This is a genomic window from Pseudomonas sp. Marseille-Q5299, from assembly GCF_943737035.1.
Taxonomy (GTDB): Bacteria; Pseudomonadota; Gammaproteobacteria; order Pseudomonadales; family Pseudomonadaceae; genus Aquipseudomonas; species Aquipseudomonas putida_E.
Genome location: NZ_CALSFR010000005.1, coordinates 93,427 through 106,647, shown reverse-complemented (window position 1 = coordinate 106,647; position 13,221 = coordinate 93,427). Strand labels below are relative to the sequence as shown.

General features: G+C 58.9%; 10 protein-coding genes. 5 read left to right on the top strand and 5 right to left on the bottom strand.

Features of this window, described 5'->3' with window-relative positions; genetic code table 11:
• Window positions 1–2 precede the first annotated feature (2 nt).
• Both NGJ21_RS16795 and NGJ21_RS16790 read right to left on the bottom strand, forming a co-directional pair.
• Window positions 3–917 carry an ABC transporter permease subunit gene (locus tag NGJ21_RS16795; RefSeq protein WP_012316457.1) on the bottom strand — a complete coding sequence of 305 codons (915 nt, stop codon included), beginning with the start codon at window positions 915–917 and terminating at the stop codon, window positions 3–5.
• Window positions 918–1,071: 154 nt separating this feature from the next.
• Window positions 1,072–2,208, bottom strand: a complete 1,137-nt coding sequence (locus NGJ21_RS16790) for a branched-chain amino acid ABC transporter substrate-binding protein (RefSeq protein WP_012316458.1) — start codon at window positions 2,206–2,208, stop codon at window positions 1,072–1,074.
• Window positions 2,209–2,676: 468 nt separating this feature from the next.
• Between NGJ21_RS16790 and pncB the strand changes: the two genes are divergently transcribed.
• Together pncB and nadE are read left to right on the top strand one after the other, a co-directional pair.
• Window positions 2,677–3,882, top strand: coding sequence for a nicotinate phosphoribosyltransferase (pncB, locus tag NGJ21_RS16785; RefSeq protein ID WP_046787811.1), 1,206 nt, complete (start codon window positions 2,677–2,679; stop codon window positions 3,880–3,882).
• 3 nt (window positions 3,883–3,885) lie between these two features.
• Window positions 3,886–4,713: an NAD(+) synthase gene (gene nadE / locus NGJ21_RS16780; protein ID WP_115273772.1), complete on the top strand. Its 828-nt coding sequence runs from the start codon at window positions 3,886–3,888 to the stop codon at window positions 4,711–4,713.
• Between the two features lie 114 nt (window positions 4,714–4,827).
• On the opposite strand, the gene azu is transcribed toward nadE, so the two are convergent.
• On the bottom strand, window positions 4,828–5,274 hold the full coding sequence (azu, locus tag NGJ21_RS16775) for an azurin (protein WP_046787810.1): 447 nt from the start codon (window positions 5,272–5,274) through the stop codon (window positions 4,828–4,830).
• A gap of 544 nt (window positions 5,275–5,818) precedes the next feature.
• Window positions 5,819–8,122, bottom strand: a complete 2,304-nt coding sequence (locus NGJ21_RS16770; protein ID WP_046787809.1) for a YgiQ family radical SAM protein — start codon at window positions 8,120–8,122, stop codon at window positions 5,819–5,821.
• A gap of 533 nt (window positions 8,123–8,655) precedes the next feature.
• Here NGJ21_RS16770 and NGJ21_RS16765 point away from each other — a divergent pair.
• Genes NGJ21_RS16765 through NGJ21_RS16755 form a run of 3 tightly spaced genes read left to right on the top strand, consistent with a single transcriptional unit; the run spans window position 8,656 to window position 11,628 of the window.
• Window positions 8,656–8,754 (top strand): alginate O-acetyltransferase, encoded by a 99-nt coding sequence (locus NGJ21_RS16765; protein ID WP_115273771.1) that lies wholly within the window; start codon window positions 8,656–8,658, stop codon window positions 8,752–8,754.
• A gap of 50 nt (window positions 8,755–8,804) precedes the next feature.
• Window positions 8,805–9,959 (top strand): YcaO-like family protein, encoded by a 1,155-nt coding sequence (locus tag NGJ21_RS16760; RefSeq protein WP_251962415.1) that lies wholly within the window; start codon window positions 8,805–8,807, stop codon window positions 9,957–9,959.
• A 1-nt stretch (window position 9,960) separates the two neighbouring features.
• A complete protein-coding gene (locus NGJ21_RS16755; protein WP_251962414.1) occupies window positions 9,961–11,628 on the top strand; it encodes an ATP-binding cassette domain-containing protein in 1,668 nt (555 codons plus the stop codon).
• Between the two features lie 115 nt (window positions 11,629–11,743).
• On the opposite strand, the gene dnaB is transcribed toward NGJ21_RS16755, so the two are convergent.
• Window positions 11,744–13,141: a replicative DNA helicase gene (dnaB, locus tag NGJ21_RS16750; RefSeq protein WP_046787808.1), complete on the bottom strand. Its 1,398-nt coding sequence runs from the start codon at window positions 13,139–13,141 to the stop codon at window positions 11,744–11,746.
• Window positions 13,142–13,221: the final 80 nt, after the last annotated feature.

Here is a 13,221-nt window from a genome sequence, read left to right as displayed (position 1 = left end):
GTTCACACCTTAGCCACGAGCGGGCGACCCAACAGGCCTTGTGGGCGGAAGATAAGGATCAGCACCAGCAGCGAGAAGCTGAACACGTCCTTGTAGTCGGAGTTGATCAGGCCAGAGAACAACGACTCGGAAATACCCAGGATAATCCCGCCCAACATGGCGCCGGGCAGCGAGCCGATGCCGCCGAGCACCGCAGCGGTGAATGCCTTGATGCCGATGATGAAGCCGGCGTAGAAGTCGAAGGTGCCGTAGTTCATGGTGATCAGCACACCGGCAAGCGCAGCCATCACCGCGCCGATGACGAACACGTAGGAGATCACCCGGTCGGTGTTGATGCCAAGGATCGAGGCCATCTTGCGGTCTTGCTGGGTAGCGCGGCACATGCGGCCGAGCTTGGTGTACTTGATCACATAGGTGAGCAGCCCCATGCCGACGAATGCGGCAATCAGGATGAAGATCTTGGTGTAGGTCAGTTGCACGAAGCCAGTGCCCACTTCGACGCGCCAGGCGCCTTCGAGCAGGGTCGGCACGCCTTGCTGGCGGGCGCCCTGGCTGATCTGCGCATAGTTTTGCAGGATCAGCGAGATGCCGATGGCACTGATCAGCGGTGCCAGGCGGGTGGAGTTGCGCAGGGGTTTGTAGGCGATGCGTTCAATGGTGAAGCCATACACACCCGTGACGACGATGGTGAACAACAAGGTGCCCAACATCAGCAGGGGGAACGACTCGATGCCGAAATAAGCCAGCAATGCCAGGCTGATTGCCGCGAGGTACGCGGAAATCATATACACCTCGCCGTGCGCGAAGTTGATCATGCCGATGATGCCATAGACCATTGTGTAGCCGATGGCGATCAGGCCATAGACCGACCCGAGGGTCAGGCCGTTGACCAGTTGCTGCAGGAAAATACCATCCATAACGCAATCTCACCTGAGCGAGACTGCACAAGCGCCGAGCACGCCAGGCCACGGATAAAGCGGCCCTCGCAGCGCAGAACCGTGCAGATCTCCGAATAAAGACAGGTACCGCAGGGGCATCGGCCCGGACGCAGGCCCGGGCTGGCTGCCGTTGTTATTTTTGTTTTTCCAGCTGGTGGTACTTGCCGTCCTTGTCCCACTGGTAGACCACGTAGTCAGAGACAGTCAGGTCGCCTTTGCTGTCCCACTTCTTCTCGCCCATGACGGTCTGCACCGGGTTGGCCTTGAGCCACTTGGCAGCGTCTTCGCCCTTGTTCGACTTGGCGCCGTTGAAGGCAGCGGCCAGGGCTTGCAGCGAAGCGTAGGCGTAGAGGGTGTAGCCTTCAGGCTCGGTGCCGGCTTTGCGGAATTCTTCCACCACCGCCTTGCTGTCTGGCAGCATGCGCGGGTCGGCACCGAAGGTCATGTACACGCCGTCCACGTACTGGGCGCCGCCCGCGGTTGCGACCAGTTCGTCGGTGACGATACCGTCATCGGACATGAACTTGACGTCCTTCAGGCCTTGCTCGCGCAGCTGACGCACCAGCGGACCGGCTTCGGGGTGAAGGCCGCCAAAGTAGACCACATCGGCACCGGTGGAACGGATCTTGGTCACCACGGCGCTGAAGTCTTTCTCGCCACGGGTCAGGCCTTCATACAGCACCGGCTTGACGCCACGCTTCTCCAGCTGCGCCTTGGTTGCATCGGCCAGGCCCTGGCCGTAGGTGTCCTTGTCGTGCAGCACCGCCACCTTCTTGCCCTTGAGCACATCGACGATGTAGTCACCGGCAACGATGCCCTGCTGGTCGTCACGGCCGCACATGCGGAACATGGCGCTCAGCCCGCGCTCGGTGACTTGTGGGTTGGTGGAGCCAGGGGTGATGGCGATCACGCCTGCTTCGTCATACACCTCGGAAGCTGGAATGGTGTTGGAGGAGCAGAAGTGGCCCACCACTCCGATTACCTTGTCCTGATCGACCAGACGGTTGGCAACCGATACAGCCTGTTTCGGCTCACAGGCGTCATCGCCTTTGACCAGGATGATTTTTTCGCCGTTGACGCCACCGGCAGCGTTGATCTTGTCAGCTGCCGCCTGGGCACCTTTCATGTATTGCTCGCCAAACGCTGCGTTAGCCCCGGTCATCGGGCCCGCGACACCGATCTTGACGTCGGCCTGAACATACGAAGAAACACCCAGTGCCGTAGCCACGGCCAGTGCCAGGAAACCTTTCTTGTAAAACGTCTGCGACATGAGGTGGTGCTCCTAGAGTTTTTTTTGGTTGGCACTACAACTTCTCAGCCCTGTGCTCAGAGCAAGGGCCGTGCCATCGGTTTTGTCTTCCGGGAAATCACACTGTTGGGGCCGCGTCGAGGCGACCGACGGCCTTTTCTTTACTGAGTGTGCAACCGTCTGCCACGCGACAAGCGCCACCATGCGCGCAAACAAGGAGCAACCACCGAGTGCCATCATTGCAACCCTGACAAGTGTTTACGTGCAACCACCCTGTAACAGCAGACGTCACCGAACTGCACACCACTGGTGCGCAACTGCTACAGGCGGCACCGTTTCAAGGCTAGCTGGTGCACGGAAAAACACCTGATTTGTCTGTTTCGGCCTCTTCACACACGCACCCGCTCCCGCCGGTAACGCGTTGCCGGCAAGTTCGGCGCGTTTCCTGTGGCACAATGACCGCCATTCGCCGCTTTGGAGCCCACCCTGATGAGCGAGAGCGCATTCGCTGAGCGCATCGTGCACAACCTGCTCGACACCGACTTCTACAAGCTCACCATGATGCAGGGCGTGCTGCACAACTACCCGGATGCCGACGTGGAGTGGGAATTCCGCTGCCGCAATGGCGAAGACTTGCGCCCCTATCTGGGCGAGATCCGCAACCAGCTCGAACGGCTGAGCGAACTTACCCTCGATGATGGCCAGCTGGCCTTCCTCGAACGCATCAGCTTCCTCAAGCCCGATTTCCTGCGCTTTCTGCGCCTGTTCCGTTTCAACCTGCGCTATGTGCAGGTTGGTATCGAGGGCGACCAGCTGTACCTGCGCCTCAAAGGGCCCTGGCTGCATGTGATCCTCTTCGAAGTCCCGCTGCTGGCCATCATCAGCGAAGTGCGCAACCGCCACCTGCACCCACGCATGCGCCTGGCCGAGGCCCGTGACCAACTTTACCGCAAGTTCGACTGGCTACAGGCGCATGCCAGCGCCGACGAACTGGCCGAACTGCAAGTGGCCGACTTCGGCACCCGCCGGCGTTTTTCCAGCCGCGTGCAGGAGGAGGTGGTGCGGGTACTGCGCGATGACTTCCCGGCCCGCTTCGTCGGTACCAGCAACGTCGATTTGGCATGGAAACTGGATATCAAGCCGCTGGGCACCATGGCCCACGAATGGATCATGGCCCACCAGCAGCTCGGCCCGCGGCTGATCGACAGCCAGATCGCCGCCCTGGACTGCTGGGTCCGGGAGTACCGCGGCCTGCTCGGCATCGCCCTGACCGACTGCATCACCATGGATGCCTTCCTCAGCGATTTCGACCTGTACTTCGCCAAGCTGTTCGACGGCCTGCGCCACGACTCGGGTGAGCCGGTGGCCTGGGCGGAAAAGGCCATCGCCCATTACCAGAGGTTGGGGATCGACCCGATGACCAAGACCCTGGTGTTCTCCGACGGCCTCAACCTGACCCGCGCGCTGCAGATCTTCCGTGCCCTGCGCGGGCGCATCAACGTCAGTTTCGGCATCGGCACCAACCTGACCTGCGACATCCCCGGCGTGGCGCCGATGAATATCGTGCTTAAAATGACCGACTGCAACGGCTCGCCGGTGGCGAAGATCTCTGACGAGGCCGCCAAGACCCAGTGCCGCGACGAGAATTTCGTCGCCTACATGCGTCACGTGTTCAAAATCCCCAGCAAGGAGTAACCCATGCAAGCCGTTCAGCAAGAGATTGCCCAGGCGCTCAACGTGCAGCCGCCGTTCGCAGACGCCGCTGCGCTCGAGGCCGAAGTCGCCCGGCGCGTGGCGTTCATCAAGGATTGCCTGGCCAACGCCCGCCTCAAGACCCTGGTACTGGGCATCAGCGGGGGCGTCGATTCGCTGACTGCCGCCCTGCTCGCCCAACGCGCCATCAACGAGTTGCGCGCCGAAACCAGCGACCCGGCCTACCGCTTCATTGCCGTGCGCCTGCCGTACCAGGTACAGCATGACGAGCACGACGCCCAGGCGTGCCTGGAAGTGATCAACGCCGATGAAGTGCACACCGTTGATATTGCACCTGCCGTGCGTGCACTGGCCGCAGAGGTGCAAGCATTGAAAGACGGCTCGCCGTCACTGGTGGACTTCGTCGTGGGCAACGTCAAGGCGCGTACGCGCATGGTCGCGCAGTACACCATCGCTGGCGCCCGCGCTGGCCTGGTGATCGGCACCGACCACGCCGCCGAGGCAGTGATGGGCTTCTTTACCAAGTTTGGTGACGGTGCCTGCGACCTGGCCCCGTTGAGCGGCCTGGTTAAGAACCAGGTGCGGGCCATTGCGCGCAGCTTTGGGGCGCCGGAATCGCTGGTGGAGAAGGTGCCTACTGCGGACCTGGAAGACCTGGAACCAGGCAAGCCTGACGAGGCGTCGCATGGCGTGACCTACCAACAGATCGATGCCTTCCTGCATGGGCTGCCGGTTGAGCAGGAAGCGTTCGACATCATCGTCGCCACCTACCGCAAGACCCAGCACAAGCGCGAACTGCCGTTCGCACCGTGAGACCTCTGGGGCCGCTTTGCGGCCCTTTCGCGACACAAGGCCGCTCCTACAGGACTGTAGGAGCGGCCTTGTGTCGCGAAGGAGGGCAAAGCCCTCCCCTGCTTCAAAGTGTCATTACTTGACGACTACCGTGCCTTTCATCATCGAGATATGGCCTGGGAATGAGCAGAAGAAGCCGTAGTCTGTACCAGCAACCAGCTTGGACACATCAAAGGTCACCGCGTCTTTTTCGCCCGCCCCAATGATCTTGGTGTGAGCGATGACACGCTCATCACCTTCTTTCAGATAGGACTTCTCGATACCGGCGCTCAGACCATCGGTCGCGATCGGCTGCATGTCAGCTGCCTTACTGATGACAATGTTGTGACCCATGACATTCTTTGGCAATTTGCCCGAATGTTCCAGGTTCACGGTGAATTGCTTGCAGCTCTTGTCGATGACGATTTCCTTGGTATTGAAGGACATCTGGTCAGTCGAGTCGACAGTTACCGAGCACTCGGCGGCGAAGACGGAGGCGCTGGCGAGGGTCAGCAGGGATACCGCTACAGCTTTCGCAAACATCATGAATCTCCTTGGCAGGGTTTTATCAATTGCGAGACTGCCTGAAACCGTTCAGCCCCTTGCTGACATGCATCAAAGGGTGTCAAGTGGCCAGCCAGTTGAATTGTTCAATGGATTGTATACAACCAATCTAAGGGCACATCATGCCCTTTTAATGGACGATGGGACAACCTCTCATTCAGGAGCAACTGCAATGGCCCTCTCAAGTTTCATGAACAGCCTGCTCGCCGCCTACGCCCACGGGGCCAGCGGTGCGATCTGTGAATTCTCCCGCCCGGAGTGACAACTGCCTTCGAACATTAAGGCCAGGCTTGTTTGATGCGGATGGACTCAACGAGAAGTCGCGTGGTTTTCTCGGCCTTGGCGGCGAAGTGGGTCGACAAGAAGCCTGATTGACCCAGAGGCTTTTGGGACCGCTTTGCGGTCCTTTCGCGACACAAGGCCGCTCCAACATCGACCGCGCTGCCAAATGAATTGTGCTTGCGCGGACATTGCAGGAGCGGCCTTGTGTCGCGATGGGCTGCAAAGCAGCCCCAAGAATCAATCAGCGCGGAATGACAGGCTGGCGCGGCTTCTTGCTGCCTTTGCCACCACCTTTTGCCGCTTCCTTGCGTTCCTTGGCCGCCTGCTGGTTGCGGGCGAACGCTTCAGCCTTGGCCTTCTCACGCTTGTCCCACGGCTTGCTGCCGTCACTGCCACGCGGCGGCAAACCGGTGTGCTGGGTGAGGATCTTCTGATCCTTGCCCACCTTGTGGCTGCCGGCCGGCGTCGAGTTCTTGCGCCGTGCACTCTGGTAGGTGTCGGTCTGCGGCTGGTGCAGCGGGATCAACTGATGCTTGCCCGGGCCAATGAGGTCGGCACGGCCCATACGCTCTAGTGCCTCGCGCAGCATCGGCCAGCCCTTCGGGTCGTGATAACGCAGGAACGCCTTGTGCAAGCGGCGCTGCTCGTCGCTCTTGACGATCTCCACGCCTTCACTCTTGTAAGTGACCTTGCGCAGCGGGTTCTTGCCCGAGTGGTACATGGCTGTGGCCGAGGCCATGGGCGACGGGTAGAACGCCTGCACCTGGTCGGCGCGGAAGCCGTTGCCCTTGAGCCACAGGGCGAGGTTCATCATGTCTTCGTCGGTGGTGCCTGGGTGCGCAGCGATGAAGTACGGGATCAGGTACTGCTCTTTGCCCGCCTCTTTCGAGTACTTCTCGAACATGCGCTTGAAGCGGTCGTAGGAGCCGATGCCGGGCTTCATCATCTTGTCCAGCGGGCCACGCTCGGTGTGCTCCGGGGCAATCTTCAGGTAACCGCCCACGTGGTGGGTGACCAGCTCCTTGACGTACTCCGGCGATTCCACTGCCAGGTCATAGCGCAGGCCCGACGCAATCAGGATCTTCTTCACACCCGGCAGGGCGCGTGCCTTGCGATACAGCTCGATCAGCGAGCTGTGGTCGGTGTTGAGGTTTTCGCAGATGCCCGGGAACACGCACGACGGCTTGCGGCAGTGCTTCTCGATCTCCGGGCTCTTGCAGGCGATGCGGTACATGTTGGCCGTCGGCCCGCCAAGGTCGGAGACCACGCCGGTGAAGCCAGGCACCTTGTCACGCATCTCCTCGATTTCGTGCAGGATCGACTCATGGGAGCGGTTCTGGATGATCCGACCTTCGTGCTCGGTGATCGAGCAGAAGGTACAGCCGCCGAAGCAGCCACGCATGATGTTCACCGAGAAGCGGATCATCTCGTAGGCCGGGATGCGCTCCTTACCGTAGGCCGGGTGCGGAATACGGGCATAGGGCATGCCGAACACGTAGTCCATTTCCTCGGTGGTCATTGGAATGGGTGGCGGGTTGAACCACACATCCACTTCGCCGTGCTTCTGCACCAGCGCACGAGCGTTGCCCGGGTTGGTCTCCAGGTGCAACACACGGTTGGCGTGAGCGTAGAGCACCGGGTCGTTACGCACCTTCTCGAACGATGGCAGGCGGATCACCGACTTGTCGCGGGTCATGCGCGGGCTGTCGAGGATCTGCACGACCTTGGCTTCGTTCGGATCTTCCTGGTCGCCCTTGGCCTGCTCGATGGCGCAGGCCTGGGTGTCCTGGGTATTGACGTACGGGTTGATGATCTTGTCGACGCGGCCAGGGCGGTCGATGCGGGTCGAGTCGATCTCGTACCAGCCCTCGGGCGTGTCACGACGCACGAATGCGGTACCGCGCACATCGGTGATGCTTTCGATGCTTTGGCCACTGGACAGGCGCTGGGCGACCTCGACGATCGCCCGCTCGGCGTTGCCGTACAGCAGGATGTCGGCGCTGGCGTCGATCAGGATCGAATGGCGAACCTTGTCCTGCCAGTAGTCATAGTGGGCGATGCGGCGCAGCGATGCCTCGATGCCACCGAGCACGATCGGCACGTGCTTGTAGGCTTCCTTGCAGCGCTGGCTGTACACCAGGCTGGCACGGTCAGGGCGCTTGCCGGCCATGCCGCCCGGGGTGTAGGCATCGTCAGAGCGGATTTTCTTGTCTGCGGTGTAGCGGTTGATCATCGAGTCCATGTTGCCCGCCGCGACGCCGAAGAACAGGTTCGGCTCACCAAGCTTCATGAAGTCGTCTTTGGACTGCCAGTTCGGCTGGGCAATGATGCCCACGCGAAAGCCCTGGGCTTCCAGCAGGCGGCCGATGATGGCCATGCCGAATGACGGATGATCGACGTAGGCATCACCGGTCACGATGATGATGTCGCAGGAATCCCAGCCGAGCAGATCCATCTCCTCCCTGCTCATCGGCAGGAAAGGTGCTGGCCCGAAGCATTCGGCCCAGTACTTGGGATAGTCGTAGAGTGGTTTGGCTGCTTGCATGTCAGTGACCGGTTCTGTTGTGCAGGGAAATCGCGGGCGCGGAATATAGCACAAAATTTGACCAAATCCGACTGCCTTCGTGGGGATTGGCGGGGGGGGCGACGGTTGGGGCGGGAAGCGCCACGTGGCTGGCTTGGGGTTTGTGGTTGGGTCGCCAGTATTTACCAAAACAGTTTCGGCGCCGATGAGATCGGGACGGGCCCAAGGATCAGAGCGACTGCCCGCAGGAAACCCGTACCCGCTCAGCTCTATGATGATCGCACCTCCTCTTTGAGGAGCGACCGTAATCCTTCCAGATTTTTTACAGAATATTTAGCCCCTCTAACCCTCAGCAAACGCTAACTTGTTAATTGTTAGAACGTTTTCTTTGCCTCTTAAAAAATTGCAGGAATCGAACTTCAAACACCGGGAAGAAATCCTACGATAACTTTCCGCCACGAATCCCGACCAGTTCTTGAACCCGCAAAAAAATAAGTGATACAACACTCATGCGCGGAAAGCGCACTCAAACCAACTCTGAAGGAGTACTAACCATGGGACGTCGTCGTTCTGAAATCAACACGCTGCAGATCCCTCGCGTGATGAACTACACATTCATCGAATCCGAGATTGACTTCCTCAACCTCCTGTAAGCGATAAGCCAGAAGGGGCTACCCCTTCTGGCACTACCAAGGAGTCATAGATGATTACCGAGCGCGAGCTGAACATAGACGAAGCCTACGATCGCCTGACCAGGCTGCATCAGCACTTGGGACTTAATTCAAGAACAACATTAGCAAGAACCAACAAACTGGTCGCCACCTGCCACTTGTACGACAGCGCCTACAAAGAGGTCTCTTGCGGAGCAGGAAAGGGCGAGTACTGCGAACTTGGAGCGCTTGCCGAAAGCCTGGAGCATTACTTCGTCGACGATATAACTTCTACCATCATCGACAGCGACCAAATATTGAAGTCGATAGAACCATTTGACGACTGGTTGCTCAACTCACTACCGCCTGGTTGCCAGGTACCTTATCTCAGACTTCAAGGCCTGGACAGCTACTACGAAATAAAAATACCTGCAATAATAATAGCACCATCAACCAGAAACATTGATGACATAGAAAAAACGGCAGCGGGCTTTCTTTCCAAATATGCCACCAACTCTGGCACAGCTCTTGGTTGCACAGAGAACGAGGCTCTGCTACACGCCATTAATGAAGCGATCGAACGCCACGCCCTCTCGGTTTACTACCTGTCACTCTGCGGACTGGCCTCACCGCCAGAACTCTACCGCCCCTCTACTTCATTCTTGGAAGAGACCTTCGCTCATGATGCCGAGCTTCTTCGTCACGCAAAGAAACTGAAAATATTCTTGACCCACGATTTCTATGAGGTGCCATTTTGCATCGCTGTTTCTCCCGATAAAACAGAAGGCTCACTCAGTAGCGTAGGCTCCGGTAGTTCACTCGACCCATACACTGCAATGTATCGTGCCGTAACCGAGCACCTTCAGTGCAAACAACTTTATGGCCCAAGAGAAAAACAAGAAGACCTCTCTGCTGAAAAAATGCTTGCCCACTCAGCCCGGCTGGCTTCACTTATAAATCCCTGCCCCACGTACGCCGTGCCCACGCTTCACCCTCCGCACACCGAGCTCAGCGTGCGCGGGCAAATCAAGCGCATACACATCAATCTGAAAAAACAAAATAAGGCCGTATTTTATCGCACACTTTATGAACACCCGAATCTCGCCACGGTTCTGCAGGTTTTCATACCCGGACTGGAGCGATTCCACCTGATCAGATCAGGTATTCCAGTCGCGCCGCAGAGCGCATTCAAAGGCATTAGGGAATGACATGCATATCTATCGAGGAATCATCGCCGCCTTGAGCGCGACATTGGTCCTGAAAGTCGCGACCGTCGTACCCGCCCTGATACTGGCCGACATCATTGACAACATATCCAGCTCAGCCGCGCCTACCCAGCTTCTACTCGGAGCCTTCATATGCCTTATCGCATTACAAGCCTCAATGACCCCTTTGCAAGCCTGGTGTCTTGCACGGCTCTGCCAGGATCGCGTGAAACAGCTCTCCATCCGCTGGTGCCGAGCGTTGTTGGACAAACGCTTCGAGGCCTATGGACAACTCCATGGCGGAATACTGGTAAAGGTGCTGGATAGGGGAATTACGGCACAGGAGCGCTGGCTAGGCTTTCTGATTGGTTCAGCTTGGCCGGTACTAGCTGAAGCTACAGTGCTGATAACGCTCTTCGCATATCTGGGGGCTACCTCGGTATTGATCGGTCTCATCCCCTTGAGTCTGGCGTATCTATGGGCAAATGATCGACTGGTGCGCTGGCGCCGACCACATATAGAGGCAGTGAACTCGCGAGAGGATGAACTGGCGGAACAATGGGTGGATACCTTCGCGAGCGCGGCGACGGTCAAACTGGAAAAGGCGGAGCATGCGGCGATGCTCCCGGTCAACCATACACTCTCGGCCTATGCCGACTCAGCGGTGAGGGTAGCCCACAGCGGGGGCTGGGTTCAGGGCTTGCGCACTTTGTTCATTGGCCTGGGCAGTGGCGGTCTGCTCATGTGGGGCATCCAGGATCAGGCTCTGACAACACCGCAATTGAGCTTGGGCGAACTCGTTGCTCTTTTCACCTTGGTGAGCGGATTGCTGGCAGGGGTTGCGCAACTGGCTGAGGCCTGGCGACTACTAGACCAGTTCAGGCTCGACAAACAAAAACTTGAACACTGGCTCCGACTCCCGCCGTTCGGTCCGACATGCTCTGCTGAGTCGAAATCACATGATAATAACGCAGGGCTGCGCATCGCCCCGTGCCTGCTAAGCGCTCGGAACAGTGTGCAACTGGAAATCGAAGAACCCTTGGTGCTGCACAAAGGAGAACGGGTCGCGCTGATAGGGTCCAGCGGGTGTGGCAAATCGACGCTTCTGCATGCGCTGGCTGGAACGGTATTCCAGTTGCGCGAGCATGTTCAATTGTACGGCAGGTGCCTGGCTGAGCTCGATGCTTGCGCGCAGTTCAGTCGCTTAAGACTCTGCCCTCAGGATGCGCACTTTCTACCCGGCCCACTGCCCCGTGCAGTACTGTTCGAGCATGATCATGATCGCGCTCAAATCGAACGATGGCTTGAGCGGCTGGGCTTGGATAAAGACTGGTACGAACTTGACCTGGATGCACGCGCAGAATCCATTTCGGGCGGCGAAGCACGAAGGCTGACGCTGCTACGCGTTCTCAATCAGCCAGGCGAATTCAATTTCTTTGACGAACCCACAGCTGGGCTCGATGCCGGATCGGCCGAGCGTACCTGGGATCTGTTGTTCGAAGCGTTCCAAGGGAGAGGGCTGATTTGCGTGACGCATGATCAAAGCGCGCTGTCACGATTTGACCGAGTGATCACACTGAGCGAGGGGCGGATAGTTAGCCAGGTGCAAGCGAAAATTGCTCAGAACCCTGAGCTAGCCGGCGCGTCGCACACCTTGCGGGACCGGCTTTAGCCCCGAACAACGGCGCAGCCGGTGCGACCCGCCGCACTGAATTCTTCACGGCTGAAGCCGCTTCGAACGGGCCTTGCAAACTCAGTGAGTTATGCGCAACTGCATGAAAGCAGATTTATTCGTCGTCGTCGAAGTTGTACATGCCCGGTGCGAGGTTCTCGAAGCGGGTGTACTTACCGATGAACGCCAGGCGGACGAAGCCGATGGGGCCGTTACGCTGTTTGCCGATGATGATTTCGGCAACGCCTTTGTGCTCTGTCTCCGGGTGGTACACCTCATCCCGGTACACGAACATGATCACGTCGGCGTCCTGCTCGATTGCACCCGATTCACGCAAGTCGGAGTTCACTGGGCGTTTGTTCGGGCGCTGTTCCAGGGAGCGGTTGAGCTGCGAAAGGGCGATGACCGGGCAGTTGAATTCCTTGGCCAAGGCCTTTAGCGAGCGGGAAATCTCGGAAATTTCGTTGGTCCGGTTGTCACCGGCCGAGCCCGGGATCTGCATCAGCTGCAGGTAGTCGACCATGATCATGGCGATCTCGCCGTGCTCACGCGCCAGGCGGCGGGTACGCGCCCGCATCTCCGAGGGGCTGATGCCGGCGGTATCGTCGATGAACAGCTTGCGGTCGTTGAGCAGGTTGACCGCCGACGTCAGGCGCGGCCAGTCGTCATCGTCCAACTGACCGGAACGCACCTTGGTCTGGTCGATGCGGCCAAGGGACGAGAGCATACGCATGATCAGCGATTCACCTGGCATCTCGAGGGAGAACACCAACACCGCCTTGTCGGTACGCAACACGGCATTTTCCACAAGGTTCATGGCGAAGGTGGTCTTACCCATCGACGGACGGCCGGCCACGATGACCAGGTCGGCAGCCTGCAGGCCGCTGGTTTTCGCGTCCAGGTCGGTGAAGCCGGTGGAAACGCCGGTGATGTCGCTGTCGGAGTTGAACAGCGTGTCGATCCGGTCGATAGCCAGGGTCAACAGTTCGTTGACGCCCACCGGGCCGCCGGTCTTGGGCCGCGCCTCGGCGATCTGGAAGATCTGCCTTTCGGCATCATCGAGGATTTCGGCGGCATTGCGCCCTTGCGGGTTGAAGGCGTTGTCGGCGATGTCGGTACTGATGCTGATCAGCTGGCGCAACGTTGCCCGCTCGCGAATGATCGCGGCGTAGGCCTTGATGTTGGCAACCGACGGGGTGTTCTTGGCAAGTTCTGCCAGGTACGCCAGGCCGCCAACCTGGGTCGACAAGCCTTCCTTGTCAAGCTGCTCGTGCAGGGTGACGACGTCGAATGGCTGGTTGGCGTCGGCCAGCTTGTGCACGGCACGGAAGATCAGGCGGTGGTCATGCCGATAGAAATCGCCATCCGAAACCTGATCCAGCACCCGCTCCCAGGCGTTATTGTCCAGCATCAGGCCACCGAGAACGGCCTGTTCGGCCTCGATGGAATGCGGCGGCACCTTGAGGGCAGCGGTTTGCAGGTCTAGCTGTTCGGGATTGGTGATCTCGTTCATGGCCACGAAAGAATTCTGGAGGATGAAAAAGACAAAGGGCACGGCCTGTTCAGAGACAGGACGTGCCCGATGTTAACCGG

Coding starts and splice junctions, on each gene's coding strand:
- NGJ21_RS16795 (WP_012316457.1), bottom strand. CDS start 917: ATGGATGGTATTTTCCTGCAGCAACTGGTCAACGGCCTGACCCTCGGG.
- NGJ21_RS16760 (WP_251962415.1), top strand. CDS start 8,805: ATGATTACCGAGCGCGAGCTGAACATAGACGAAGCCTACGATCGCCTG.
- pncB (WP_046787811.1), top strand. CDS start 2,677: ATGAGCGAGAGCGCATTCGCTGAGCGCATCGTGCACAACCTGCTCGAC.
- NGJ21_RS16770 (WP_046787809.1), bottom strand. CDS start 8,122: ATGCAAGCAGCCAAACCACTCTACGACTATCCCAAGTACTGGGCCGAA.
- dnaB (WP_046787808.1), bottom strand. CDS start 13,141: ATGAACGAGATCACCAATCCCGAACAGCTAGACCTGCAAACCGCTGCC.
- NGJ21_RS16755 (WP_251962414.1), top strand. CDS start 9,961: ATGCATATCTATCGAGGAATCATCGCCGCCTTGAGCGCGACATTGGTC.
- nadE (WP_115273772.1), top strand. CDS start 3,886: ATGCAAGCCGTTCAGCAAGAGATTGCCCAGGCGCTCAACGTGCAGCCG.
- NGJ21_RS16790 (WP_012316458.1), bottom strand. CDS start 2,208: ATGTCGCAGACGTTTTACAAGAAAGGTTTCCTGGCACTGGCCGTGGCT.
- azu (WP_046787810.1), bottom strand. CDS start 5,274: ATGTTTGCGAAAGCTGTAGCGGTATCCCTGCTGACCCTCGCCAGCGCC.
- NGJ21_RS16765 (WP_115273771.1), top strand. CDS start 8,656: ATGGGACGTCGTCGTTCTGAAATCAACACGCTGCAGATCCCTCGCGTG.